The organism is Mycobacterium sp. NGS67 (genome assembly GCF_059812185.1).
On record NZ_JCALCF010000015.1, the window covers coordinates 97,168 to 122,035 of the forward strand.

A 24,868-nucleotide genomic window follows, 5' to 3' on the forward strand; every position below is an offset into this window, starting at 1 on the left:
CGGACGTCCGATGAGTTTTGTCTGCGCGCCCGGTCTGTACCTGTGCAGCCCCGCGCGGGCGATACCAACAACCCGAGGAGAGTCCATGGCCATCAACATCGAACCCGCAGTGATCCCCCACCTCGTCGTCGACGACGCCGCCGCTGCGATCGACTTCTACGTCAAGGCTTTCGGTGCCGAAGAGCTTGGTCGCGTACCCGGCCCAGACGGCAAGTTGATCCACGCCGCGGTGAAGATCAACGGCTCCACCGTCATGCTCAACGACGACTTCCCGGAGATGTGTAACGGCCAGTCGATGACGCCCAAGTCACTGGGCGGCACCCCGGTCACCATCCATCTGACGGTGACGGATGTCGACAACAAGTTCCAGAAAGCCGTCGACGCCGGCGCGACGGTGGTGATGGCGCTCGAGGACCAGTTCTGGGGAGACCGCTACGGCGTGCTGGCCGATCCGTTCGGGCACAACTGGTCGCTGGGACAGCCGGTACGCGAGGTCAGCATGGAGGAAATCCAGCAGGCGATGTCCGCGCAGGCCTAGCGGCGATCGCAAGCGCGGCGAAGCCGGGCGAAGCGGGTCGCCGCCGTCGACCCTAGCGGCGATCGCAAGCGCGGCGAAGCCGGGCGAAGCGGGTCGCCGCCGTCGACCCTAGCCGCGTAGCCGTGCCAGCAGGCGTCGGGGGAACGACGACGTCTGCGGCGCGGCGGTCGCGGCGACCGCGAGCATGTCGTCAACCGCGGTGAACTTGTTGCGCGGCCGGCCGTCTCGGCTGCCGCGCGCTACCTCCGCGTCGTCGATGGCACGCCAGCCTGCGGAGTCGACGACGTCGGGCTGACGCGCCGCCACCAGCTGGGCCAGCGTCGCGCGCCCTGCCGTCGGATCGGTCAGCTTGCCCGCGTTGAAGTCGGCGACCAGCGCCGCGACGGTCTGCATCGAGCACGACTTGTTGGTGCCGATGAACCCGGTCGGTCCGCGCTTGATCCACCCGGCGACGTAGGCGCCGGGGACGGACCGGCCAGTGCCGGGATCGACGACGCGGCCGCCGTCGTTGGGCACGACGCCGGCCCGCTCGTCGAACGGGAGATCGCGAATTGCATTGCCGCGGTAGCCTATCGACGTCAACACCAGGCCCGCGTCGAGCCGGCGCACCTCCTCGGTGCCGGTGACGGTGAACTCGATTCCGGTTGCGTGCCCCTCCCCCACAACGCGTTGCGGGGTAAGACCGTAGGCGAGCCGGATGCGCGGTCGCGACGCCGGGACAGTCCCGTCGCCCAGGGTGCTGAGGATTCGAAGTTTGTTGCGCGTCAACGGATCCGTCGCGGTCTCCAGATCGTCGAGCACCTTGCGGTGGTCACCGGGGTCGAGCACGACGTCGGCCGCACCGGTGAGACCGACCAGCTCCGGCAGCGTGAAAGCCGAGTGCGCCGGACCCCGGCGGGCTGCGATCACCACCTCCCGCACGGCCGATTTGCGCAACGCCTTGAGCGCGTGGTCGGCGATGTCGGTGCGAGCCAGATCGTCGGGGTCTGCGGTGAGCACGCGCGCAACATCCAGAGCGACGTTGCCGTTGCCGACGATCACCACCCGCTCGTGGCTCAGATCGATTGGCAGACCGGCGAATTCGGGGTGACCGTTGATCCAGGCGACCAACTCGGTGGCGGTGTCGGTGCCTGGCAGACCCATCCCGTCGATGTCCAGACGACGGTCGTTGGGCGCCCCCACCGCGTACAGTACGGCGTGGTGATGCTGCATCAGCTCGGCGTGGCTGACGTGCTTCCCGACCTCGACGTTGAGAAAGAAGCGGAACCGACGGTCGCCGGTGACCCGGTCGAACAGCGTGGTGACCCGCTTGGTGTGCTGGTGGTCGGGCGCCACCCCGACCCGCACCAAACCATAAGGCGTGGGCAGTTTCTCGAAGACGTTGACCCGCACGCCGTGCTGGACCAACAGCTCGTCGGCGGCATACATCGCCGCCGGCCCCGAGCCCACGACGGCCACCGTCAGCGGCCGGTCGTGCGCGCGCACCTCGGCCGCCGGCAGCACCGGCGCCAGCTTGGAGGTGGGCGGCAGCTTCTCACCGGCGGGCCGTTCCGGGTAGAACGACGCGTTGATCTCCACGAACGGCAGTTGCCTGAGGTCCAGCCGGCTGTCGGGCACGATCGCCCCGACCGGGCAGGCGCTCACACACGCGCCGCAGTCCACGCAGGCCACCGGGTCGATGTAGAGCATCTCCGACGTTGCGTAGCCTGGTTCGTCGGGGGACGGGTGGATGCAATTGACCGGGCACGCGAACACGCAGGACCCGTCATTGCAGCACGATTGGGTGATGACGTGCGGCATAACCTGACTCGCGAACTCCCTAGGCGGCCGGCGCGGCGGACAGGTGCTGACGCTGCGGTTCGCTGCGGTAGCGCGACGGCTTGCCGTTGATCTTGCAGATCCGCCACATCAGCCGGGCCGAGCGGTTCTCCATCAACCCGGTGTCGTAGGCCAGCATGCGCACGTCGGAGAACATGTCGCGCAACCATTTCCGCGACTCCGGGGACCGGAAGAACAGTTCCTTCTTCACCGAGCGCGGGATGTCGAACTCCTGCCAGAACGCCTTGGGCGGAATCAGAATCGCGTTGCAGAGCGTGCGCATGACCAGCGGGAAGGCCAGGGACGCCCAGAAGCGTTGCCGGCGAGTCAGATTCGGCAGTCGGCGGCGCAGGAACTCGTGCGCGAACGAGATGTGCCGCGCTTCCTCGGCCACGTGGATGGCCATGACCCGTTCCATGATCGGGTGCAGCGACTTGCCTTCGCGCAGCACCTGCTTCTGGGTGTGGTCGATCGGCTCTTCACCGGCCAGCACGCCGATGAAGAAGAGCACCGGCAACGGACCCGCGGCCAGCGGGATGATCGGCGAGATCCAGCGCAGCCGGCGCGGCATCCCAGGAACGTCGGCGCCGACGCGGTTCACCATCTCCTGGAACATCATGGTGTGGTTGCACTCTTCGACCGACTCGTGCAGGCAGTAGCGGTACTCCGGGGAGCCGTTGGGCACCCAGAAGGTGTAGTTCATCAGCCCGCGGATCAGGATGGACTCGAAGTGCAGACCCACCTTGGCCACGTTGGCCTGGCGCCACATGCCGATCTTGATCTTCACGTCGTCGGGCTGCGCCTGATACCAGGGGTGGCGACCCAGCGGGTCGGTGGCCGGGAGGATCCACCGGGGATCGTTGTCAGTGACGGCGAACTCCGGTGACTCCCAATCGATATCGGTGTACGGATTGAAGTTCCGCCGCACCGACCCCTCGGACAGTGTGGCGAGCATTTCCACGTACTCCGCGTCGTCCCGCACTTCCATGTTGCGGCGCCAACGTCGAACCATGCGCGTCCTAGCCATTCAAGCCTCCCCAACGAGGTTCAGATCGGACGGATAGGAAATACGGTACCGCCGGTACTGGGAATTTTCCAGAGCCGTCGGATCGACTGTGGCCTAGGCCGCATATCGCATCGGGTGTGGCTCAGGTCACAGCTCGGCCCGCTTGGTCGTCGCCCCGGCCCCGCTCACTACCCTGGTCACCATGGCTGACCAGCTCCCGACTTCACTCGAGATCCCCGCCGACCTCAAACCGCGCGACGGCAGGTTCGGCTGCGGACCCTCCAAGGTGCGACCCGAGCAATTGCAAGCGCTGACCACTACGGCCGCCGAGTTGTTCGGCACGTCGCACCGCCAGGCGCCGGTCAAGAACCTGGTTGGCCGAGTTCGCGAAGGTGTTGCCCAGCTGTTCTCCACCCCTGACGGCTACGAGGTGATCCTGGGCAACGGCGGGGCGACGGCCTTCTGGGACGCCGCCGCGTTCGGTCTGATCGACAAGCGCTCGCTGCACCTCACCTACGGCGAGTTCAGCGCGAAATTCGCCTCCGGCGTCGCCAAGAACCCGTTCGTGGGCGACCCGATCATCGTCAAAGCGGACCCGGGCAGCGCACCCGAGCTGCAGTCGGACCCGTCCGTCGACGTGATCGCCTGGGCGCAGAACGAGACGTCGACGGGTGTCGCTGTGCCGGTACGCCGCCCCGGCGATGCCGGTGACGCGCTGGTGGTCATCGACGCGACCTCGGCAGCGGGCGGACTGCCGGTGGACATCACCGAGGTCGACGCCTACTACTTCGCGCCGCAGAAGAACTTCGCCAGCGACGGTGGTCTGTGGCTGGCCGTGATGAGCCCGGCGGCGCTGGCCCGGGTCGAGGCGATCGCCGCGTCGGGGCGTTGGGTGCCCGACTTCCTGTCGCTGCCGATCGCGATCGAAAACAGCGTCAAGAATCAGACCTACAACACCCCGGCGGTCGCAACTCTGGCGCTCATGGCCGAACAACTCGACTGGCTGCTGGGCAACGGCGGCCTGGACTGGGCGGTCAAACGCACCGCGGACTCGTCGCAGCGGTTGTACTCGTGGGCCGAGGAACGCTCCTACACCACCCCGTTCGTCGCCGACCCGGCGTTGCGCTCACAGGTGGTCGGCACGATCGACTTCGCCGACGAGGTCGACGCTGCGGCGGTGGCCAAGACATTGCGAGCCAACGGCATCGTCGACACCGAGCCGTACCGCAAGCTCGGACGCAACCAACTGCGCATCGCGATGTTCCCGGCCGTGGATCCCGACGACATCAGCGCGTTGACCGCCTGCATCGACTGGGTGGTCGAGCGACTCTAGCCACGCCCGCGTGTCAGCGACGTTAACGACGTCTGGCGCACTAGAGTGCGCACGTAACGGGTCCGGCGCTGACCTGCGAGGAGAAGCCATGCGGGAACTCAAAGTGGTTGGGCTCGACCCCGACGGCAAATACGTCCTCTGCGAGGGGGCCAACTCGGCCGAGAAGTTCAGGCTGCCCGCCGACGACCGCCTGCGGGCTGCGATGAACGGCGAAAAACTGCCGGCCGAGCAGCCCGCACTCGACATCGACGTCACGAACATGTTGAGCCCCAAGGAGATTCAGGCCCGGATCCGGGCCGGGGCATCAGTGGAACAGGTGGCCGCCGCGTCGGGATCCGACCTCGCGCGGATCCAGCGTTTCGCCAACCCGGTGCTGCTGGAACGCTTCCGCGCGGCGGAGCTGGCAACGGCTGCGCATCCGGTCCTGGCCGATGGCCCCGCGGTGCTGACGCTGCTGGAAACCGTCACCGCCGCGCTGGTGGCGCGTGGGTTGAGCGCGGAGCGGCTCAGCTGGGACGCGTGGCGCAACGAGGACAGCCGCTGGACGGTTCAGTTGGGGTGGCAGGCCGGGCGGTCGGACAACCGCGCGCATTTCCGCTTCACGCCGGGTGCGCACGGCGGCATGGTCACCGCGATCGACGACGCGGCGACCGAACTCATCGACCCCGACTTCAAACCGCGCCAGTTGGCACCCGTGGCCCACCTGGCCTTCGAGCCCGAACCCGTACCCATACCCGAGGCGCTGGAGCCGGCGCCGGCGCCGAGCCCACCGGCAGCAACGGGACCGGGTACGCCCACCGAACAGCCAACCGGCAGCCGCCGAGGCAAGCCGGCCATCCCGGCCTGGGAGGACGTGCTGCTCGGCGTGCGGTCAAGCGGACAGCGCTAGCCGCCCCGCAACACCACCGCGATCAACGCCACCCACGCTGCTACGACGCCGACTCCGGCGCCCAGCACAAACCAACGCAGCACCAGGGTGCGCCGCCAACCCCAGAACGTCGGCGCCAGCCCGCCGACCGCCACGATGTTGAGGCCGACCGCCAGCAGCGGGTGCACTCGCATCAACCCGAGGCTGAGTACCACGATCGCGGCGCCGGTGACCGCGGCGACGAAGGCGGCGACCGCCAAACCCGTGCCCCACGGGACGGGTTCGTCGCTCACGTGCGAAGCCTATCGGGGATCGTCCGCTCGTAGAACGCCAGCGCCGCCGCGGTGGCGACGTTCAGCGAGTCGGTGCCGCGCGACATCGGAATGCGGACGCGCGCGTCGCTGATCCGCAGCGCTGCCGTCGTCAAGCCCGGTCCCTCGGCGCCGACCAACAGCGCGACCGGTTCGTCGGTGACCGCGCCCATCACCTCGAACAGGGAGCCGGCGTCACCCTGCGGTGTCAGCGCCAACAACCGGAAGCCGTGTTCCTTCAGTAGCCGCAGGTCTGCGGGCCATTCGGCGGCCCGGGCGTAAGGCACCAGCAACGCGTGACCCATGGAAACCCGCACCGCGCGGCGGTAGAGCGGGTCGGCGCAGCCGCTGCCGAAGATCACGGCGTCGACACCCAGCCCGGCCGCGTTGCGGAAGATCGAGCCCAGATTCTCGTGGTCGTTGACTCCTTCGAGCACGGCCACGGTGCGGGCGCCTTGGATCACCTCGGCGACGGTCGGCTCGGGGACACGGCGCGCCGCCGCCAATACGCCACGGTTGAGGTGGAAGCCGACGGCCTGCGCCATCACCTCGGCCGAGACGCGGTAATAAGGCGCCGGGCTGCCGACCAGATCGTGTTCGAGTTCAGCCAGCCGCCGGTCGGTGCCCAGCAGGGCACGCGGAGTGAAGCGCGACGCCAACATGCGCTGCACCACCAGCACGCCCTCGGCGATCACCAGGCCCTTGCCGGTCGGTAGGTCCGGGCGGCGGTCGACGCTGTTGAGGTCACGAAAGTCGTCGAGGCGCGGGTCGTCGGGATCGGCGATGTCCTGGACGTCGATTGTCACGGGCTTTCGTCGACCAGGACCGACATCAGATCGGCTGCGCTGCGCAGGATGTCGCGTTGGCCGTCGTCCAGCTTCGCCAGGCGCTCGGCGAGCCACTCCTGACGGGCGCGGCGGGCCACCCTGACCAGCTCGGCGCCGGACTCGGACACCGAAACCAGCACCTGTCGACCGTCGACCGGGTGCGGGGCGCGGTCCACCAGGCCTTCGTCGGCCAGCGACGCGATGACCCTGGTCATGGACGGCGGCCGGACCCGTTCGCGGATCGCCAGGGCGCCGGGTGTCATCGCACCCTCGTTGGCCAGCGTCGTCAGCGCCGACAGCTGGGACAGCGACACCGGCGAGGACGGGTTCCGGAACCGGAGCTGGCGCGACAGCCGCATGACCGCCAACGACAGATCGGCGGCCAGCCGCGCATCGCTGTCAGGCACAGCGCGAGGTTACAACGGAACCCGAGAAACGTGGATGAGAAACGGCGAACCCGGCGGCGCATCGAGTGTGGAAAGCACGACGCGACGCGCCGGGTACCTGTCGTGGGCTTCACTCTCGGCGGCCTGTGGACTTGCAATGACGGCGCGTTATGTTGAGACGCGATGAACGTCGAGTCGTACGATCCCGAACCCCCTCCGCTGCCGCGGGCTTGGTTGCAGGTATGGCCGGTCGTCATGGTCGGTGCGGCCGGCTGGGTGATCGCTACGGTTGCGGCGTTCCTGGTGCCCGGACTGCACAGTTGGCGGCCGATCGCGCTCGCCGGTCTCGGCGTCGGAGTGCTCGGCACCAGCATCTTCGTCTGGCAGCTGGCCGCCGCACGTCGCGGCGCTCGCGGCGCGCAGGCCGGGCTGGAGAACTATCTCGACCAGTAGTAGCAGTTGCGCACCCTTGGGAGGACATATGGCAACACCACTCTTACAAACACATATCGACATCGATGCCCCGCCGGCGAAGGTATGGGAGCTCATTTCCGATTTCCGCCGAATGCCGCAGTGGAGTCCACAATGTCGCTGGATGCGACCTTTCGGCCCGCTGCGCCCCGGCACCCGCACCCTGAACTTCAACCGTCGCAACCGGCTGTTCTGGCCGACCACCAGCACGGTCGTCGAAGTGGTTCCGGAGAAGAAGCTGGCGTTCCGGGTCGACGCCAACCGCACCATCTGGAGCTATGAACTCGAACCGCAAGGTGACGGCACCAGGTTGACGGAGACCCGTCACGCCGAAAACGGCGTCACCGCGTTCTCGAGCATCACCGTCAAGGCGCTACTCGGTGGGAACACCAGCTTCGAACGTGAACTGGTCGAAGGGATGAACACCTCGCTGGCCAATATCAAGGCCGCCGCCGAGAAAGGCTAGCCGGACGGTTCCGTCGAAGCGGTGGGCTCGTCCGGGGCAGGCTCGTCCGGGGCGGCAGGCTCGTCCGAGGCAGGCTCGCCCGGGGCGGCAGGCTCGTCCGAAGCTACAGGCTCGTCCGGGGCTGCCGGCTCGTCCGAAGCAGGCTCGTCCGAAGCAGACTCGTCCGAAGCGACAGGCTCGGTAGGAACCCCGGCCTCCGTTGGAACCTCAGCCACCTCCGCAAAGGCATCTGCGCCTGGGACGGCCGGTTCCTCTGCCGCGGACACCGGTTGCTCGACGATCTCCAGCACCCCGTCGTCGTACGGCTGGTACATCGGCGAGCCGGTACCGGCCGGGGCGGGCGTGTCCGAGTGCGCGCCGCACCCGTACTGCTTGTCCACCACGTGCCCGTCCGCGGACAGTTCGTTGCCGCAGACCCCGAACATCGAGCCCAGCGATCCGGCCAGGGGCAGGAAGAAACCGCAGTCGCGGCACACCCGCTTGGTCGAGCGTGACATCGCCGAGTCGGGTCCGTACTCGCCCTCGTGCCAGCGTTCGGCGGCGTCCGCGCGGCCCCACGGGCTCATCAGCCAGCGCCGGCCCAACCCGAGTTCGACGGCGACCTCGTCCAATTGCGGGTCACCGGTGGCGCTGTAGCCGGGCACCAGTCGCGGGTCGTCCTTGGCCGGCGCCAGCAGGTCACCCGGTCCCAGGTCGCCGGGCTGCACCCGTTGGTCCCACGGCACCCACTCGGGTGCCAGTAACGCGGTCGGACCGGGAATCAACACCACCTCGCTGATCGTGGCGTGGTCGCCGCCGGGGTAACTGGCGACGACGACGGCCCACTGCCACCCCCGGTAACCGGGCACGTGGGCTAGGAATTGGTGCGTAGCGGTGTTGGGATCTTCGTAGCTGACGCCGAGGTAGTCGCCGACGGAATCCGGACCACTGAATTCCACGACAGCGGCCCTGGCCTGCTCAGCGGCGCCCGTGAGTACCGCCGCGAGCTCGTCGGGCCATGCCGCCATCGTCACGGCACCGCCGCCGTCGACGGCCTCCTCCATGGGTCCGGTCACACTCTCCCCTCTCTGCGATCCGCACTCAATACTGCCGGAAGACACGTCGGCGCAGCCACACCGGTTTCCTACGCCAGCACCCGCCATAGGACAGAATTGAACCGTGTCAGGACGGCGGCGTGATCATCCGGGCCGCATGGCCCCACCTCCGGGCCGCCGGACCCCGCACGACCCAGGCAAAACCCCGGGCGGATCCTTTCACCAACATCCCGGGATGGCGAACTACCCGGCGGACGACGTCGACTACCGCCGGTCTCGCCGCCCACCACCCATGCCCAGCTCCAACCGCTATCTGCCGCCGCTGGACCACGATCCGCCTCCCGAGCGCGACACTCCGCCCGAGCCGCCGCGCGGCTTCGTCAACGGCGAACGCATCACCGTCACCCGTGCCGCGGCAATGCGCAGCCGTGAGATGGGTTCACGGATGTACTGGATGGTGCAGCGCGCCGCCACCGCCGACGGCGCCGACAAGTCCGGCCTGACGGCGCTGACCTGGCCGGTGATGGCCAACTTCGCCGTCGACTCCGCGATGGCGGTCGCCCTGGCCAACACCTTGTTCTTCGCCGCGGCGAGTGGCGAAAGCAAGTCGAAAGTTGCGCTGTACTTGCTGATTACGATCGCGCCGTTCGCGGTGATCGCGCCGCTGATCGGGCCGGCGCTGGACAAGCTGCAACACGGCCGGCGCGTCGCGCTGGCGATGTCGTTCGCGCTGCGCACCGCTCTGGCGCTGGTGCTCATCATGAACTACGACGGCAACAGCGGCAGCTTCCCGTCGTGGGTTCTGTACCCCTGCGCGCTGGCCATGATGGTGCTCTCGAAATCGTTCAGCGTGCTACGCAGTGCGGTGACTCCACGGGTGATGCCGCCGAGCATCGATCTGGTGCGGGTCAATTCCCGCCTGACGGTGTTCGGCCTGCTCGGCGGCACCATCGCCGGCGGTGCTATCGCCGCGGGTGTCGAATTCGCCTGCACCCACCTGCTGCAATTGCCCGGAGCGCTGTTCGTGGTCGTCGGGATCACCATCGCCGGCGCGCTGCTGTCAATGCGGATCCCGAGCTGGGTCGAGGTGACCGCCGGCGAAGTCCCGGCCACCCTGAGCTATCACCGCGACAGCGACACGCAGCGGCGCAGCTGGACCGAAGAGGTCAAGAAGTCCGGCGGGAAGCTTCGACAACCATTGGGCCGCAACATCATCACCTCGCTGTGGGGCAACTGCACCATCAAGGTGATGGTCGGGTTCCTGTTCCTGTATCCGGCGTTCGTCGCCAAGGCCCACGACGCCGACGGGTGGGAGCAACTGGCGATGCTGGGCATGGTCGGCGCAGCGGCGGCGATCGGCAACTTCGCCGGCAACTTCGCCAGCGCACGCCTGAAGCTGGGGCGACCCGCGGTGCTGGTGGTGCGCTGCACCGTGATCGTCACGGCGTTCGCGCTGGCTGCCGCGGTGGCCGGCGAGTGGGTCGTGGCCGCCGTCGCCACCCTGGTCACGTCGGGGGCCAGCGCCATCGCCAAAGCATCATTGGACGCGTCGTTGCAGCACGATCTGCCCGAGGAGTCGCGCGCCTCCGGTTTCGGGCGCTCGGAGTCGACGTTGCAGTTGGCCTGGGTACTGGGTGGGGCGGTCGGTGTGCTGGTCTACACCGAATTGTGGGTGGGGTTCACGGCGGTCAGCGCGCTGCTCATCCCGGGACTCGCCCAGACTTTGGTCAGCTTCCGGGGCCACTCGTTGATCCCGGGTCTGGGAGGTAACCGACCGGTGATGGTCGAGCAGGAGGGCACGCGGCGGCAGGGCACCACGGGTATGCCGCAGTGAAGCCTCGGCTGCTGGCGATGCTCGCCGCGATCCTGCTGCTAGCCGCCGGCGCGGGCATCGGCGCCTGGCTGCTGGTGCGAAGGACCGGTCCGCACCTCCCGATGATCAGCGCCTACTCGAATGGGCAACTGACCCGGGTAGGGCCGTACGTGTACTGCAACGTGCTGAATCTCGACGACTGCCAGGCACCGCAGACCCAGGGCGAGCTGAGAGTCAGCGGACGCTACCCGGTGCAACTGTCGGTGCCCGAAGCCATTTCCCGCGCGCCGTGGCGGCTGCTGCAGATCTACGAAGACCCGGCGAACACCACCTCCGCGCTGTTCCGGCCGCACACCCAGCTGGCCGTCACCATCCCCACCGTCGACCCGCAGCGCGGGAAGCTGACCGGGGTGGTCGTGCAGTTGTTGACCTTGGTGGTCGACAACGGTGAACTACGGGAGGCTCCGCATGCGGAGTGGTCGATTCGGCTGGTCTCCTGAGCGGGCATGTGAAATTGAGCGGATCCGCTGTGCGACTGTTGCATTAGCATGTCCGAGCAAACTTGCGTCGTATCGACGGTGTGGTCCACGTGAGACAGATGTTGGAGTTGCTGCTCCAGTGGTGGCGCGCGGGTGATCAATTCGAGCAGCTGAGCTCGCACCTCGAAGCACGGGGCATGACCCGCGCGATCCGCGCCCGCATCTGCTTCATCGCCGGGTCGTTGAGCCTGGTGGCGATCGGCTCGATCTGGAGCCCGGTCGGACCGCACGGGACGATTCCGGTGACGCTGGCGCTGATCGCCGGCGTCCTTGCCGCCGCCAACTCCCTGTTGTGGGCGCTGCGGTGGCCGACGCACCGTCAGGCGGTCACGTTCGCAATCGTGTCCAGCACCGGCATCGCCCTGGTGGTGCTGGCGCAGAGCAATCCCGCGGCGGCCATGTTGGGCTGCACGACGTTCGCCGGGCTGGCGATCCACCAGTCGTTGTTCCATTCCGCGCGCATCATCGCCTACAACTTCGGCTGCTCGGTGGTGGTGGCGTCGGTCAAGACCGTCGGGCTGGTCTCTCAATTCGGTTTGGCCGGTGCGCTTGTCGCGTTCTGGTTGGTGGTGCTGCTGAATCTTTCGTCGCCGCTAGCGCTGTACGTCGCCGGTCAGGTCCTGGGACCCGATGCGTACCGCGCCGACCATGATTCGCTGACCGGCCTGCTCAACCGTCGGGCGTTTTATCTGCGCGCACAGAAGACACTGCAAAGCTGCCGGGACGGCGCGGCGGATCTGGTGATCGGCGTCATCGACCTCGACCGGTTCAAACAACTCAACGACCGCTACGGTCATCCGACCGGGGATGCGGCTCTGATAGCGGTGGCCAAGACGTTGCAGGACGGGACCACCGAGAAGGCGCTCATCGGCCGGCTGGGCGGCGAAGAGTTCGCCTTCGCCGACCAGTGGCCGCCCGGCGAAACAACCTCGCGCGCAACGCAATTATGCGCCGCGATCGCCGCGTTGCCGTTCGGCATCACCGCGAGCATCGGCACCGCCATCCTGTTGTCCGGGGCCGACCTACCTGCGCCCGACACCGAAGCCGCCTTGACCGATCTGGTGTCCTCGGCCGACGCCGCGATGTACGCGGCGAAGGCCAGGGGCGGCAACCAGGCCGCACAGCACTGAAGCAGTCCGTCAGTCCGCCCCGTGGCCAGGCAGCACCCGCTCGCCGTCCGCCACCGGCCCTGGTGGTGTCCCATCGCCGAATGGCCTGCCGCCCAGAGCTTCTCGACCATGCGGCGACAGCCAGTTAGCCAGGTCCGGCCCCTTGGGCACGATGCCGGTCGGGTTGATGTCGGAATGCACGATGTAGTAATGCTGCTTGATCTGGACGAAATCGATGGTGTCGCCGAAACCCGGTGTCTGGAACAGATCTCGCGCGTAGCCCCACAACGCCGGCATTTCGGACAGCTTGGCCCGGTTGCATTTGAAGTGGCCGTGGTAGACGGGGTCGAAGCGCGCCAATGTGGTGAACAGTCGCACGTCGGCCTCGGTGATGGTGTCGCCCACCAGGTATCGCTGCCCGGCCAATCGCTCACTCACCCAGTCCAGGGCGGTGAACAACCGGTCGTAGGCCGCGTCGTAGGCGTCCTCCGACCCCGCGAAGCCGCACCGGTACACCCCGTTGTTGATTTCGGTGTAGATCCGGGTGCTGACCTCGTCGATCTCCTCGCGCAACGCTTCGGGATACAACTGCGGGGCGCCCTCGCGGTGGTGGGCGGTCCACTCGGTGGAGAAATCCAGCGTCATCTGCGCGAAGTCGTTGGTGACCACCGCACCGGACTCGGTGTCGACGACGGCGGGGACGGTGATTCCCTTGGGATAGTTCGGATCCCGCTTGAAGTAGGCGTCCTGCAGTCGCGGGATCTGCAGCACCGGGTCGACGCCACCGGGATCGAGATCGAAAGTCCAACTGCGTTCGTCGTGGGTGGGACCGCAAAAGCCAATGGAGAGAACGTCTTCCAAGCCGAGTAGCCGTCGGACGATGATGGTTCGGTTCGCCCACGGGCACGCCCGCGCCACGACGAGGCGGTACCGGCCGGGTTCCACCGGGTAGCCGTCGCGCCCGTCGGCGGTGATGCGGGTGGTGATGTAGTCGGTGTCGCGGTTGAATTCGCCGGTCCCGGCGACATAGGTAGCCATCCCGGATCCCCCTAGATCTTCGCCTCGGCCGGGTCGGACGCCGAGACGACTTTCCGGGCCAGGTTCTGTTCGGTGGACGGGCCCGGCTCCCATGCAGCGATCCATGGTCCGGTGCCCTCGGATTGGTCGATGATGCCGTCCTCCAGCCAGGTGTATCGGCCATCCAACACGTCGTCGGTCAAGCGCACGTCGCTGCTGTCGGTGTTGGTCCACAGCGCGCTGAACAACGCCTCGACACGCAAAGACGCCTGCTGACAGAACATTTCGGCGAGCTCGTAGGCCTGCGTGCCGAGTACGGGATCGGTGCTGCGCTGCGCCTCGGCCCGCACACAGGCGGCAGCCATCGCGAACAGCTCCGCGCCGATGTCGACGATGCGGCCCAGGAAGCCCTGCTTCTGCTCCAGTTTGGCCTGCCAGCGCGCCATCCCGTAGAAGGTATTGCGGGCCAGCTTGCGGCTGGAGCGTTCCACGAAGCGCAGGTGCGGGGCCAGCGCACCGAACTCGTTGTACGCCGTCGGACGCTGGCCTTCACCGAACACCAACTTGGGCAACCACTTTGCGTAGAAGCCGCTCGCCCCGACCGCGGCGGCGGCCTTCTGCCGCAAGTCGGCGTCGGCCTTGGCCAGATCCCCGGCAGCGCTCAGATGTGCGTCGACAGCTTCGCGCGCAATGAGCAGCCGCATGATCTCGCTGGATCCTTCGAAGATGCGGTTGATCCGCAGGTCGCGCAGCGACTGCTCGACCGGTGCGGCGCGCTCCCCGCGTGCAGCCAGCGACGCCGCTGTCTCATAGCCTCGCCCGCCGCGGATCTGCATCAGGTCGTCGGCGATGACACAGGCCATCTCGCTGCACCACAGTTTGGCCAACGCGGCCTCGATCCGGATGTCGTTGCGGTCTTCGTCGGCCATCTGACCCGACAACTCGACCACTGCGTCCAACGCGTAGACGGTGGCCGCCATGAAGGAGATCCGACTTGCCACCGCTTCGTGTTTTCCGATCGGCTTGCCCCACTGCACCCGCTGCGCCGACCATTCGCGGGCGATCTTCAACGACCACTTCGACGATCCGGTCACCATCGCCGGGAGCGCCAACCGTCCCACATTGAGTGTGGTCAGCGCGATCCGCAGACCGTCGCCCTCGCGACCGATCAAGTTCTCCGCGGGGACCCGCACGCGGTGCATCCTGGTCACGCCGTTCTCGATGCCGCGCAGACCCAGGAACTGATTGCGCCGCTCCACGGTGATCCCCGGTGAGTCGGCCTCGACGACGAACGCGCTGATGCCGCCTCGGTGCCCGTCGCTCTTGGGAACGCGGGCCATCACCACCAGCAGTTCGGCGATCACGCCGTTGGTGGTCCACAACTTGACGCCTTCGAGTTCGTAGGCCTGCCCGTCGCCGGTCGGGGTCGCCGTCGCACCCAACCGCGCCGGGTCGGAACCGACATCGGGTTCGGTGAGCAGGAACGCCGAGATGGCTCCAGCTGCGCAGCGCGGCAGGAACTTCCGCTTCTGCTCCTCGGTACCGGCCAGTTTGAGGGGTTCGGGCACCCCGATCGACTGATGGGCGGACAGCAACGCGCCGAGGCTGGGATGCACGCTCGACACCAGCATCAGCGCACGGTTGTAGGCCACCTGGGACATGCCCAAACCGCCGTACTCCCCCGGGATCTTCATGCCGAAGCAACCCAATTCGGCTAAACCCGTGACGTATTCGTCGGGGATCTGCGCGTCGCGCTCGATGACGCTGCCATCAACGGTGCCCAGGAACTCGCGCAGCTTGGCCAGGAAATCCGAGGTTCGCCGCTCGTCGCTCTCCGACGGGCGCGGGAAGGGGTTGATCAGCTCCAGCGGGAAGCGGCCGAGAAACAGCTCCTTGGCGAAAGACGTTTTATCCCAGTCGCTTTCGCGGGATTCTTCGGCGACTGCTCGGGCCTGCTGCTCGGTGACCTGCGCCTGCTGTGCCATCGCCGCCTCCTCGTTGACGCCGTCCCAACGAGGTCTGAGTACCCGCTAACCTGCACGGGTAACGCCGAGCCCGGGCTACGCCTCGAACTCCCGCGCGACGGCCTTGACCACCTCGGAGATCTGCCGGGCCGTCTTGCGGTCCGGGTAGCGACCTTTGCGCAACTCGGGCTGCACGGTGCTCTCCAGCAGCGTGATCATGTCCTCGACCATGCCGTGCAACTCGTCGGGGCTGTGCTTGTGCTCGGCGGGCGCCTCGCGGCGCGCGGCCTCCCGGCGGGTCCGGGACAGACTCGGCGGCGAGTCGAGCAGCTTGAGGCTCAACGCCTGTGGTCCGCGCCGTCCCGAGGCAATGCCGAACTCGACCTTCTGGCCGGCTTTGAGGCCCTCGACTCCCGCGGGCAACGCCGAGGAGCGGACGTAGACGTCCTCACCGTCCTCCTGCGACAGGAAGCCGAACCCCTTCTCGGAGTCGTACCACTTCACTTTGCCGGTCGGCACTGCTCTCACCTGCTGTCTGACGGATCTGGCGTTACAACACAAAGACGCGTCCTTTTATGTTCAGGACGCGATGACGATCACAGATCCTACTCGGCTGATTGTCCGCCCAGCATTCCGGTTTACCCGACACTCGGTAGGCTGGCGGTACCGCTGGAGGAGATATGCGCCTGGTTCTGAACGTCATCTGGCTGGTATTCGGTGGCCTCTGGCTGGCCCTCGGATACCTGTTGGCCGCGCTCGTCTGCTTTCTGCTGATCGTCACCATCCCGTTCGGCTTCGCCGCCCTACGGATCGCGTCGTATGCGTTGTGGCCGTTCGGCCGGACCATCGTGGAGAAGCCGGGTGCCGGGACGGGCGCGGTGATCGGCAACGTCATCTGGGTGCTGCTGTGCGGGCTCTGGCTGGCGATCGGGCATCTGACGAGCGCGATCGCGATGGCCGTCACCATCGTCGGGATCCCGCTGGCACTGGCAAACCTGAAGTTGATCCCGGTGTCGCTGGTTCCGCTCGGCAAGGAGATCGTCCCCGCCGACTGGCCCTCGCGAGCCTCGGCATGACGCTGACCGCGCTGGGATTGCCGGCGGTTCCCCGGCCCAGCAAACACCGGCCCACGCTGGCCGGCCCGTTGCTCGACACCTACGGACGCGTCGCCACGGATCTGCGGGTCTCACTCACCGACCGCTGCAATCTGCGCTGCACCTACTGCATGCCCGAAGACGGGCTGAACTGGCTGGCCGGAGAACAGCTGCTGCAACCCGACGAACTGGCCCGGCTGCTGCGCATCGCGGTGACCCGGCTCGGCGTCACCGCCGTGCGGTTCACCGGAGGCGAGCCGTTGCTGGCCCGCCACCTCGAGCAGGTGGTCGCCGCGGCAGCCGAACTTTCGCCGCGTCCGGAGATTTCCCTGACCACCAACGGCCTCGGCCTGGCCCGGCGGGCGGGGGCACTGGCCGCCGCGGGCCTGGATCGGGTCAACGTGTCGCTGGACAGCGTCGACCCCGCGCACTTCGCCGCCATCACCCGTCGCGATCGGCTGCACGACGTGCTCGCCGGCCTGGCCGCCGCGCAACAAGCCGGTCTGTCGCCCGTCAAGGTCAACGCCGTGCTGGACCCCGAAACCGGTCGCCGCGACGTCGTCGAGCTGTTGCGGTACTGCCTGCAGCACGGCTACCAGTTGCGCGTCATCGAACAGATGCCGCTGGACGCGGACCATCGATGGCGACGGCACGCGACGCTGCGCGCTGACGACGTGCTGGCGGCGCTGCGGCCACACTTTGGCCTGCGGCCCGATCCGGCGCCGCGCGGTTCGGCTCCGGCCGAACTCTGGTTGGTCGACGCCGGACCGGATACGCCTGCGGGGAAAGTCGGTGTGATCGCCTCGGTGTCGCACGCCTTCTGTGCGACGTGCGACCGCACCCGGCTGACCGCTGACGGCCAGGTTCGAAGCTGCCTGTTCTCGTCCCAGGAGACCGATCTGCGGCGTCTGTTGCGCGGCGGCGCCGACGACGACGCCATCGAGGCGGCGTGGCGCGCGGCGATGTGGGCCAAGCCCGCCGGCCACGGCATCAACGAGCCCGGATTTGTCCAGCCCGACCGTCCGATGAGTGCGATCGGTGGCTGAGCGGTCTCAGATCGAGGTCACCGTCCGCTACTTCGCCGCCGCGCGGGCGGCCGCGGGAACCGAGTCGGAGACGCTCACGCTGCCCTCCGATGTGACGGTCGCCCAACTGGTGGAAACCCTCGCCCGGCGGGACACGCGACTTGCGACGGTACTGAGCCGCTGCTCCTATCTGCGCGACGGAATTGCTGTCCGAGATGAGGCCACGGCGTTATCCGCCGGCGACACGGTTGATGTCCTTCCGCCGTTCGCCGGCGGTTGAAACTGTGAAATAGATCACGTAACGGATCGATAACAACCCGGCCACGCTCTGATTTCGGGTGCTATGAGCTGCGCAAACGTCGGGGCTTCCTGGTGTTTTGCGACGCCGATGTGACCAAAACGCCGACTTTCGTTGAACGTGACGAGAACGCGTTTAACCGCTACCGTCCTCGACAGGTTCGTCACCCAACCCGAGAGACGGGCCCGCCCTCGCCTAGCACGCGCCTAGCTCCATCCATTAGGCGAGGGGTTCCGACCCGCGGATGGAGGCGGGGGACCCACCAGGTCCGCCGAGCTCGGACCGGGACCGTTTACGGGCCCTTGGGGTGAAGCCGACGTCGTATCAACGTAGATCGACCGCGGCCGGGTGACCTCTCCCACCCGAACCCGACAGCTGACCTCGCAGGCGTGTACACGAGAGGAATTTCTGAGCGTATGAGTGGACGGCATCGTAAGCCCACTACTTCGAGCGTCAGCGTCGCAAAGATCGCCTTCACCGGCACGGTCCTCGGTGGCGGTGCCATCGCGATGGCCGGCCAGGCGGCTGCGGCCACCGATGCCGAATGGGATGCAGTAGCCCGCTGCGAGTCCGGCGGCAACTGGGCCATCAACACCGGCAACGGGTTCTACGGCGGCGTTCAGTTCGCCGCCGGCACCTGGTCCTCGCACGGTGGCGGCGAGTTCGCTCCGTCCGCCCAGCTGGCCAGCAAGGACCAGCAGATCGCCGTCGCCGAGCGGGTGCTGGCCACCCAAGGTCGCGGCGCCTGGCCGGTGTGCGGCACCGGTTTGTCCGGGCCGTCGCCCCGCAACGTTCTGCCCCAGCCGGCCGGCTTGCCCTCAGACCAGCCGCTGGACGCGCCCGGACTGAACGGCGAGCTGCCCCCGCCCGCGGAACTGCCGGCGCCCGTGGAGGCGCCCGAGGTGCAGCTGGTCGGCAATGACATCGCTCCCGCTCCCGTCGAGCTGCCGCCGGCCCCCGCGGACCTCGTCCCGCCCCCGGCCGACCTGCCTCCCGCACCCGCCGACCTGCCTCCCGCACCGGCCGACCTGCCGCCCGCACCGGTCGAAGAGGCTCCGGCCCCCGGCGACCTGCCGCCCGCGCCCGGCGACCTGCCGCCCGCGCCGGCTCCGGCCGTCGTGGAGACCGGTTTCCAACCCGGCGACGTGCCGCCCCCGGCCGATGCCGGCATCCCCGCCGACATCCACGAGGTGTCCACCGTCGGCTACACGCAGCAGCTGTGGCAGGCCATCGTGGACCAGGACATCGCCGGCAACGACGCGCTCGACGCCTTGGTGGCGGGTCCCGTCAGCTGACGGCCTAGGCCGAACCCACCCACTCTTCGGACCCGTCGCCGAAGAACTGGTGCTTCCACACCGGTAGCCGCTCCTTGATGGCGTCTACCAGAGCCGCGCAGGTAGCAAACGCCTGCTGTCGATGGTCGGCCGCCACGGCGGCCACCAGCGCGGCCTCCCCGATGTGCAGCACGCCCACGCGGTGGCTGGCCGCGACGGCCCGGACTCCGATGGCCCGTCCGGCCACCTCGGCCACCACGTCAGCAAACACTTCGGGTGCCGACGGGTGCGCGGAGTACTCGAGGCGGGTAACCGGTCGTCCGCCGTCGTGGTCGCGGATCGCGCCGACGAACCCGACGACGGCCCCGGCGGACTGATGGTTCACCAGCGCTTCGTGCTCGGCGAGGGAGATCGGCTGGGCGGTCACTGCGGCGCGCAGGACCAGGCTCATCGTCGGTGATCTTCGCCGGCGAGTTGCGAGAGCGCGTGGTCGAGGACTCCGGCAAGCACCCCGAGGCCGTCCCGGACGCCACCGGGCGAGCCCGGCAGATTGACGATCAACGTGCGCCCGGCCACCCCGCACACCCCGCGCGAGAGCACCGACGTCGGCACCTTGGGCAGGCCGGCCTGCCGGATCGCGTCGGCCAGTCCGGGGACGACGAAGTCCAGCACCGCCACCGTCTGCTCCGGCGTGGTGTCGGTGGGTGAGATCCCGGTGCCGCCGGACGTCAGGATCACGTCGACGTCGTCGTCGAGTGCGTCGTTCAGCGCTTCCCCGACGGGATTGCCGTCGGCGACCACGCGTGGCTCCTCCGTCGAAAAGCCTTGCTGGCCAAGCCATTCAACAATGATCGGTCCGCATTCGTCGGTGTAGGAACCGGACGCGGCCCGGGTAGAGGCTACGATGACCCGCGCCGACCGACTCATGGTCTCACCCAACTTCCGCTGCGGCCGCCTTCTTTGCTGAGTACCCGGACACCGTCGATGCGAGCCGCCGGGTCGACCGCTTTGATCATGTCGTACAAGGTCAGGGCCGCGACGCTGACCGCTGTCAAAGCCTCCATCTCCACCCCCGTTCGGTCGGTGCTGCGCACCATTGCAGTGATGTCGATCTCCTCATCGCCGACGGTGAAGTCGACGTCGACTCCGGTAAGCGCCAACTGGTGGCACAACGGGATCAGGTCACTGGTGCGCTTGGCGGCCAGGATGCCGGCCACCCGGGCCGTCGCCAGCGCATCACCTTTGGGCAGTCCGCCGCTGGAAATGAGCGCCACCACTTCAGCAGTGGTGCGCAGGGCGCCGGCGGCCACAGCGATGCGCCGGGTGGTGTGTTTGTCGGTGACGTCGACCATGTGGGCGGCGCCCCGCTCATCCAGGTGCGACAGCGTGGGTAGGTCGGAGGCGCCGTCGACGGCCTCAGCCCCGGTCATGCCGGACCTACCAGGTGGCAACCGTCACCGGATGCAGATAGGGCAACTCGTCGGCGGGCACTGGAAACACCACTTCCCCGAAGGGGGAGAGCGCGCCCGTGCGGTCGGTGACGAGTTCGCTCACCGCGTGGTCGTCCGGGTCCGTAGTGGGCCAGCCGTTGTCCACATACTTTGCCTTACGTGAGTCAGCCACGCGTCCCATTCTGACAGGTCCGACAACCGCACGCGACGGTAGGCCGCGCCTCGGGCCTAGGCTTGTTTTTCGATGACCGAACACACCCCGGATATCCCGCTGGGGTCCTGGCTGGCCGACTTGCCCGACGAGCGGCTGATCCTGCTGTTGGAGCTGCGACCGGACCTTGCCCAGCCCCCGCCGGGCAGCATTGCGGCGCTGGCCGCGCGTGCCCAGGCACGTCAGTCGGTCAAGGCTGCCACCGACGACCTGGATTTCCTGCGCCTGGCTGTCCTCGACGCGCTGCTGGTGCTGCAGGCCGACACCGAACCGGTGCCCGTCGCCAAACTCACCACGCTGCTCGGTGAGCATGCGCCGCAACCCGACGTGCTGGCGGCCCTGGACGATCTGCGGCAGCGCGCCCTGGCTTGGGGCGATACGGCGGTGCGAGTGGCTGCCGACGCCGGCGCCGCGCTGCCGTGGTATCCCGGTCAGGTCACCCTCGAGGACCGCACCCACTCCGGGGAACACATCGCCGCCCTGATCGACCGGATCGACGAGCAGCAGCGTGACGTTCTGGACAAACTGCTCGAAGGGTCCCCGATTGGCCGCACCCGCGATGCGGCGCCGGGCGCGCCGCCGGAGCGGCCGGTGCCGCAGCTGCTGGCGACCGGTCTGCTGCGCCGCCTCGACGCCGAGACGGTGATCCTGCCCCGTCATGTCGGGCAGGTGCTGCGCGGTGAAAACCCCGGCCCGATGCAACTGACCGCTCCGGACCCGGTGGTCTTGACCGCCAAACCCGCGGACGTGGACGCGGCGGCCGCCGGGGCAGTCATCGACCTGCTGCGCGAGGTCGACGTGCTGCTGGAAACCCTCAGCGCGGCACCGGTTTCCGAGCTGCGTAGCGGCGGTCTCGGCGTCCGGGAGCTCAGGAGACTGGCCAAGGCGACCGGCATCGAGGACTCACGCCTGGGCCTGATCCTCGAGCTTGCGTCAGCGGCGGGGCTGATCGGTAGCGGTGTGCCCGATCCCGAGCCCGACTATGGCGAGGGTCCCTACTGGGCGCCGACGACGGCGGTCGACCGGTACCGCACCCTGGGCACCGCCGATCGCTGGTTCCTGCTCGCCGACACCTGGCTGGACCTGCCCGGCCGGCCCGCGCTGATCGGTGGTCGCGGCCCCGACGGCAAACCGTATGGGGCGCTGTCGGATTCGCTGTTCTCCACGGCCGCGCCACTGGACCGGCGACTGCTGTTGAGCATGCTCGCCGGGTTGCCGGCGGGCGGCGGGGTGGACGCGACGTCGGCGTCGGCCGCGCTGATCTGGCACCGCCCGCGCTGGGCCCGACGGCTGCAACCGGAGCCGGTTGCCGATCTGCTGTCCGAGGGCCAGGCGCTGGGTTTGGTGGGTCGCGGCGCGATCAGCACCCCCGGGCGGACGCTGCTGGAACGGGGCGACGACGTCGGGGCTGTGCTTGATGCGATGTCCCGCGCGCTGCCCCGACCGATCGACCACTTCCTGGTGCAGGCCGACCTCACGGTGGTGGTGCCCGGCCCCCTGGAGCGTGACCTCGCCGACGAGCTGGCCACCGTCGCCACCGTCGAATCCGCCGGCGCGGCAATGGTTTACCGGGTCAGCGAGCAGTCCATCCGGCACGCACTCGACATCGGCAAGACCGCGGACTGGATGCACGCCTTCTTCGCCGGCCACTCGAAAACCGCGGTGCCGCAAGGACTCACCTACCTCATCGACGACGTCGCCCGCCGGCACGGGCAGCTGCGCATTGGCATGGCAGCGTCGTTCGTGCGCTGCGAGGACCCCGCGCTGTTGGCTCAGGCCATCGCGGTACCCGCGTTGGAGGAGCTACAGCTGCGCGCGTTGGCACCCACGGTGGCGGTGTCGCCGGCGCCGATCGCCGACGTACTCGTCGCCTTGCGCTCGGCAGGTTTTGCTCCGGCGGCCGAGGACTCCACCGGTGCGATCGTCGACGTCCGTTCCCGAGGCGCGCGGGTACCCGCATTGCAGCATCGCCGGCCCTATCGGCCACCGCCCCGACCCAGCAGCGACACGCTGCAGGCGGTGGTCGCGGTGTTGCGCACGGTGACCGCCGCACCGTTCGGCAACCTGCGCGTGGACCCCGCGGTCGCGATGTCGTTGCTGCAGCGCGCCGCGCGTGACCGGGAGACGGTGTTGATCGGTTACCTCGACGCGGCCGGGGTGGCGACGCAGCGGGTGGTGACTCCGGTCCTGATCAAGGGCGGCCAGCTGGTGGCCTTCGACGCGGCCTCGGGGCGGATGCGGGACTTCGCCATCCACCGCATCACCTCAGTGATGTCGGCCGACGAATGATAATGGTGCTATGCGTGCCGACGACGATGCAGAGCGCAGCGATGAAGAGGAGTGGCGCTGAATGTCCGACGGACCCCTGATCGTGCAGTCCGACAAGACGGTGCTGCTCGAGGTCGACCACGAGCTGGCCGGGGCGGCACGCGCCGCCATCGCACCGTTCGCCGAGCTGGAACGCGCACCCGAACACGTGCACACCTACCGGATCACGCCGCTGGCGCTGTGGAACGCGCGCGCGGCCGGCCACGACGCCGAACAGGTCGTCGACGCGCTGGTCAGCTTTTCCCGCTACGCGGTGCCGCAGCCGCTGCTGGTCGACATCGTCGACACCATGGCCCGCTACGGCCGGTTGCAGCTGGTCAAGCATCCCGCGCATGGCCTGACGCTGGTCAGCTTCGACCGCGCGGTGCTCGAGGAGGTGCTGCGCCACAAGAAGATCGCCCCGATGCTGGGCGCGCGCATCGATGACGACACCGTGGTCGTGCATCCCAGCGAGCGTGGCCGGGTCAAGCAGATGCTGCTCAAGATCGGTTGGCCCGCAGAGGATCTCGCCGGCTACGTGGACGGCGAAGCGCACCCGATCAGCCTGGAACCCGAGGGCTGGGAGTTGCGCGACTATCAGCAGCTGGCCACCGACTCGTTCTGGGCCGGCGGGTCCGGTGTGGTGGTGCTGCCGTGCGGCGCGGGCAAGACGCTGGTCGGCGCGGCCGCGATGGCCAAGGCGCAAGCGACGACGCTGATCCTGGTCACCAACATCGTCGCGGCCCGGCAGTGGAAGCGCGAGTTGGTGGCGCGTACCTCGTTGACCGAGGACGAGATCGGCGAATACTCCGGCGAGCGTAAGGAGATCAGGCCGGTCACCATCTCGACGTATCAGATGGTCACCCGTCGCACCAAGGGCGAGTACCGGCACCTCGAGCTTTTCGACAGCCGCGACTGGGGACTGATCATCTACGACGAGGTTCATCTGCTGCCGGCGCCGGTGTTCCGGATGACCGCAGACTTGCAGTCGCGGCGGCGACTCGGGTTGACCGCCACCTTGATTCGCGAGGACGGTCGCGAGGGCGACGTGTTCTCGCTGATCGGGCCGAAACGCTACGACGCGCCGTGGAAGGACATCGAGGCTCAGGGCTGGATCGCACCGGCCGAGTGTGTGGAAGTCCGGGTCACGATGACCGACAACGAGCGGATGATGTATGCCACCGCAGAGCCCGAGGAACGATACAAGCTGTGCTCGACCGTGCACACCAAAATCGCTGTGGTCAAGTCGATTCTGAAGAACCACCCCGGTGAGCAGACACTGGTGATCGGAGCCTACCTCGACCAGCTCGACGAGCTCGGCGCCGAGTTGGACGCCCCGGTGATCCAGGGCTCGACGAAGACGCGGGAGCGCGAGGAACTGTTCGACAAGTTCCGCACCGGCGAGATCTCCACACTGGTGGTGTCCAAGGTCGCGAACTTCTCCATCGACCTACCGGAAGCCTCTGTGGCGGTGCAGGTTTCGGGAACCTTCGGGTCCCGCCAGGAGGAGGCGCAGCGGTTGGGCCGGCTGCTGCGGCCCAAGTCCGACGGCGGTGGCGCCATCTTCTATTCGGTGGTGGCCCGCGACAGCCTGGACGCCGAATACGCCGCGCACCGGCAGCGCTTCCTGGCCGAGCAGGGCTACGGCTACATCATCCGCGATGCCGACGACCTGCTCGGCCCCGCCATTTAGCGCGCCTTCCCGCGC

The 24,868-nt window shown here is 68.1% G+C and carries 26 protein-coding genes, 1 pseudogene and 1 riboswitch; of the genes and pseudogenes, 14 read left to right on the forward strand and 13 right to left on the reverse strand.

What is annotated here, in order from left to right:
• Positions 1-85: 85 nt before the first annotated feature.
• On the forward strand, positions 86-538 hold the full coding sequence (locus tag AC5Y4D_RS15980) for a VOC family protein (protein ID WP_499945509.1): 453 nt from the start codon (positions 86-88) through the stop codon (positions 536-538).
• A gap of 108 nt (positions 539-646) precedes the next feature.
• On the opposite strand, the gene AC5Y4D_RS15985 is transcribed toward AC5Y4D_RS15980, so the two are convergent.
• Positions 647-2,338, reverse strand: coding sequence for an FAD-dependent oxidoreductase (locus AC5Y4D_RS15985; protein ID WP_499945510.1), 1,692 nt, complete (start codon positions 2,336-2,338; stop codon positions 647-649).
• Between the two features lie 19 nt (positions 2,339-2,357).
• A complete protein-coding gene (locus tag AC5Y4D_RS15990; protein WP_499945511.1) occupies positions 2,358-3,383 on the reverse strand; it encodes an AurF N-oxygenase family protein in 1,026 nt (341 codons plus the stop codon).
• 181 nt (positions 3,384-3,564) lie between these two features.
• Between AC5Y4D_RS15990 and serC the strand changes: the two genes are divergently transcribed.
• The gene (gene serC / locus AC5Y4D_RS15995; RefSeq protein WP_499945513.1) at positions 3,565-4,695 is read left to right on the forward strand and encodes a phosphoserine transaminase; all 1,131 of its coding nucleotides are present in this window, start codon (positions 3,565-3,567) and stop codon (positions 4,693-4,695) included.
• Positions 4,696-4,783: 88 nt separating this feature from the next.
• Complete coding sequence (gene sepH, locus AC5Y4D_RS16000; RefSeq protein WP_499945514.1) at positions 4,784-5,584, forward strand: septation protein SepH; 801 nt, start codon at positions 4,784-4,786, stop codon at positions 5,582-5,584.
• Here the strand turns inward: sepH and AC5Y4D_RS16005 are convergent.
• Genes AC5Y4D_RS16005 through AC5Y4D_RS16015 form a run of 3 tightly spaced genes read right to left on the reverse strand, consistent with a single transcriptional unit; the run spans position 5,581 to position 7,108 of the window.
• Positions 5,581-5,856: a DUF2537 domain-containing protein gene (locus tag AC5Y4D_RS16005; RefSeq protein ID WP_499945516.1), complete on the reverse strand. Its 276-nt coding sequence runs from the start codon at positions 5,854-5,856 to the stop codon at positions 5,581-5,583. The genes sepH and AC5Y4D_RS16005 overlap by 4 nt on opposite strands.
• Complete coding sequence (locus AC5Y4D_RS16010; RefSeq protein WP_499945517.1) at positions 5,853-6,680, reverse strand: TrmH family RNA methyltransferase; 828 nt, start codon at positions 6,678-6,680, stop codon at positions 5,853-5,855. Before AC5Y4D_RS16010 ends, AC5Y4D_RS16005 begins: the two co-directional genes overlap by 4 nt.
• The gene (locus AC5Y4D_RS16015; RefSeq protein ID WP_499945518.1) at positions 6,677-7,108 is read right to left on the reverse strand and encodes an Rv0880 family HTH-type transcriptional regulator; all 432 of its coding nucleotides are present in this window, start codon (positions 7,106-7,108) and stop codon (positions 6,677-6,679) included. Before AC5Y4D_RS16015 ends, AC5Y4D_RS16010 begins: the two co-directional genes overlap by 4 nt.
• A gap of 162 nt (positions 7,109-7,270) precedes the next feature.
• Between AC5Y4D_RS16015 and AC5Y4D_RS16020 the strand changes: the two genes are divergently transcribed.
• Together AC5Y4D_RS16020 and AC5Y4D_RS16025 are read left to right on the forward strand one after the other, a co-directional pair.
• Positions 7,271-7,540: a DUF2530 domain-containing protein gene (locus AC5Y4D_RS16020; protein WP_499945520.1), complete on the forward strand. Its 270-nt coding sequence runs from the start codon at positions 7,271-7,273 to the stop codon at positions 7,538-7,540.
• 28 nt (positions 7,541-7,568) lie between these two features.
• Entirely contained in the window at positions 7,569-8,024 is a 456-nt protein-coding gene (locus AC5Y4D_RS16025) for an SRPBCC family protein (RefSeq protein ID WP_499945521.1), read from the forward strand.
• A gap of 257 nt (positions 8,025-8,281) precedes the next feature.
• Here AC5Y4D_RS16025 and AC5Y4D_RS16030 read toward each other — a convergent pair.
• Positions 8,282-9,079 (reverse strand): annotated as a pseudogene (locus tag AC5Y4D_RS16030) (DUF3027 domain-containing protein); the annotation flags it as partial.
• A gap of 136 nt (positions 9,080-9,215) precedes the next feature.
• Between AC5Y4D_RS16030 and AC5Y4D_RS16035 the strand changes: the two are divergent.
• The 3 genes from AC5Y4D_RS16035 to AC5Y4D_RS16045 all read left to right on the forward strand — a co-directional run bounded on the left by AC5Y4D_RS16035 (position 9,216) and on the right by AC5Y4D_RS16045 (position 12,540).
• The gene (locus tag AC5Y4D_RS16035; protein ID WP_499945523.1) at positions 9,216-10,892 is read left to right on the forward strand and encodes an MFS transporter; all 1,677 of its coding nucleotides are present in this window, start codon (positions 9,216-9,218) and stop codon (positions 10,890-10,892) included.
• A 17-nt stretch (positions 10,893-10,909) separates the two neighbouring features.
• Entirely contained in the window at positions 10,910-11,371 is a 462-nt protein-coding gene (locus tag AC5Y4D_RS16040; RefSeq protein ID WP_499945569.1) for a DUF2771 domain-containing protein, read from the forward strand.
• 98 nt (positions 11,372-11,469) lie between these two features.
• Positions 11,470-12,540 (forward strand): GGDEF domain-containing protein, encoded by a 1,071-nt coding sequence (locus AC5Y4D_RS16045; protein WP_499945570.1) that lies wholly within the window; start codon positions 11,470-11,472, stop codon positions 12,538-12,540.
• Positions 12,541-12,549: 9 nt separating this feature from the next.
• Here the strand turns inward: AC5Y4D_RS16045 and AC5Y4D_RS16050 are convergent, their stop codons facing one another.
• The 3 genes from AC5Y4D_RS16050 to AC5Y4D_RS16060 all read right to left on the reverse strand — a co-directional run bounded on the left by AC5Y4D_RS16050 (position 12,550) and on the right by AC5Y4D_RS16060 (position 16,019).
• Positions 12,550-13,557: a glutathione S-transferase family protein gene (locus AC5Y4D_RS16050; protein ID WP_499945524.1), complete on the reverse strand. Its 1,008-nt coding sequence runs from the start codon at positions 13,555-13,557 to the stop codon at positions 12,550-12,552.
• A gap of 11 nt (positions 13,558-13,568) precedes the next feature.
• Positions 13,569-15,521, reverse strand: a complete 1,953-nt coding sequence (locus tag AC5Y4D_RS16055; RefSeq protein WP_500037584.1) for an acyl-CoA dehydrogenase family protein — start codon at positions 15,519-15,521, stop codon at positions 13,569-13,571.
• Between the two features lie 75 nt (positions 15,522-15,596).
• A complete protein-coding gene (locus AC5Y4D_RS16060; protein ID WP_499945528.1) occupies positions 15,597-16,019 on the reverse strand; it encodes a cold-shock protein in 423 nt (140 codons plus the stop codon).
• A gap of 161 nt (positions 16,020-16,180) precedes the next feature.
• On the opposite strand from AC5Y4D_RS16060, the gene AC5Y4D_RS16065 reads away from it, so the two are divergent.
• The 4 genes from AC5Y4D_RS16065 to AC5Y4D_RS16080 all read left to right on the forward strand — a co-directional run bounded on the left by AC5Y4D_RS16065 (position 16,181) and on the right by AC5Y4D_RS16080 (position 19,212).
• Positions 16,181-16,576, forward strand: coding sequence for a YccF domain-containing protein (locus AC5Y4D_RS16065; protein ID WP_499945530.1), 396 nt, complete (start codon positions 16,181-16,183; stop codon positions 16,574-16,576).
• Positions 16,573-17,640 (forward strand): GTP 3',8-cyclase MoaA, encoded by a 1,068-nt coding sequence (moaA, locus tag AC5Y4D_RS16070; protein WP_499945531.1) that lies wholly within the window; start codon positions 16,573-16,575, stop codon positions 17,638-17,640. The genes AC5Y4D_RS16065 and moaA overlap by 4 nt, the downstream gene beginning before the upstream one ends.
• Entirely contained in the window at positions 17,633-17,899 is a 267-nt protein-coding gene (locus tag AC5Y4D_RS16075; RefSeq protein ID WP_499945533.1) for a MoaD/ThiS family protein, read from the forward strand. Before moaA ends, AC5Y4D_RS16075 begins: the two co-directional genes overlap by 8 nt.
• Before the next feature lie 247 nt (positions 17,900-18,146).
• A riboswitch (cyclic di-AMP (ydaO/yuaA leader) is annotated at positions 18,147-18,324 on the forward strand.
• 9 nt (positions 18,325-18,333) lie between these two features.
• Positions 18,334-19,212 (forward strand): transglycosylase family protein, encoded by an 879-nt coding sequence (locus AC5Y4D_RS16080; RefSeq protein ID WP_499945535.1) that lies wholly within the window; start codon positions 18,334-18,336, stop codon positions 19,210-19,212.
• Positions 19,213-19,216: 4 nt separating this feature from the next.
• Here the strand turns inward: AC5Y4D_RS16080 and AC5Y4D_RS16085 are convergent, their stop codons facing one another.
• From AC5Y4D_RS16085 to AC5Y4D_RS16100, 4 genes are read right to left on the reverse strand one after another with little or no spacing between them, the layout of a single operon-like run.
• A complete protein-coding gene (locus AC5Y4D_RS16085; RefSeq protein WP_500037585.1) occupies positions 19,217-19,642 on the reverse strand; it encodes a molybdenum cofactor biosynthesis protein MoaE in 426 nt (141 codons plus the stop codon).
• Positions 19,639-20,118, reverse strand: coding sequence for a MogA/MoaB family molybdenum cofactor biosynthesis protein (locus AC5Y4D_RS16090; protein WP_499945537.1), 480 nt, complete (start codon positions 20,116-20,118; stop codon positions 19,639-19,641). Before AC5Y4D_RS16090 ends, AC5Y4D_RS16085 begins: the two co-directional genes overlap by 4 nt.
• Positions 20,115-20,621 carry a cyclic pyranopterin monophosphate synthase MoaC gene (moaC, locus tag AC5Y4D_RS16095; protein ID WP_499945539.1) on the reverse strand — a complete coding sequence of 169 codons (507 nt, stop codon included), beginning with the start codon at positions 20,619-20,621 and terminating at the stop codon, positions 20,115-20,117. The genes AC5Y4D_RS16090 and moaC overlap by 4 nt, the downstream gene beginning before the upstream one ends.
• Positions 20,622-20,628: 7 nt before the next feature.
• Positions 20,629-20,823 (reverse strand): hypothetical protein, encoded by a 195-nt coding sequence (locus AC5Y4D_RS16100; RefSeq protein ID WP_499945540.1) that lies wholly within the window; start codon positions 20,821-20,823, stop codon positions 20,629-20,631.
• Positions 20,824-20,886: 63 nt separating this feature from the next.
• Here AC5Y4D_RS16100 and AC5Y4D_RS16105 point away from each other — a divergent pair, with 63 nt between their 5' ends.
• Positions 20,887-23,142, forward strand: a complete 2,256-nt coding sequence (locus tag AC5Y4D_RS16105) for a helicase-associated domain-containing protein (protein ID WP_499945542.1) — start codon at positions 20,887-20,889, stop codon at positions 23,140-23,142.
• 61 nt (positions 23,143-23,203) lie between these two features.
• A complete protein-coding gene (locus AC5Y4D_RS16110) occupies positions 23,204-24,853 on the forward strand; it encodes a DNA repair helicase XPB (protein WP_499945544.1) in 1,650 nt (549 codons plus the stop codon).
• Positions 24,854-24,868 lie beyond the last annotated feature (15 nt).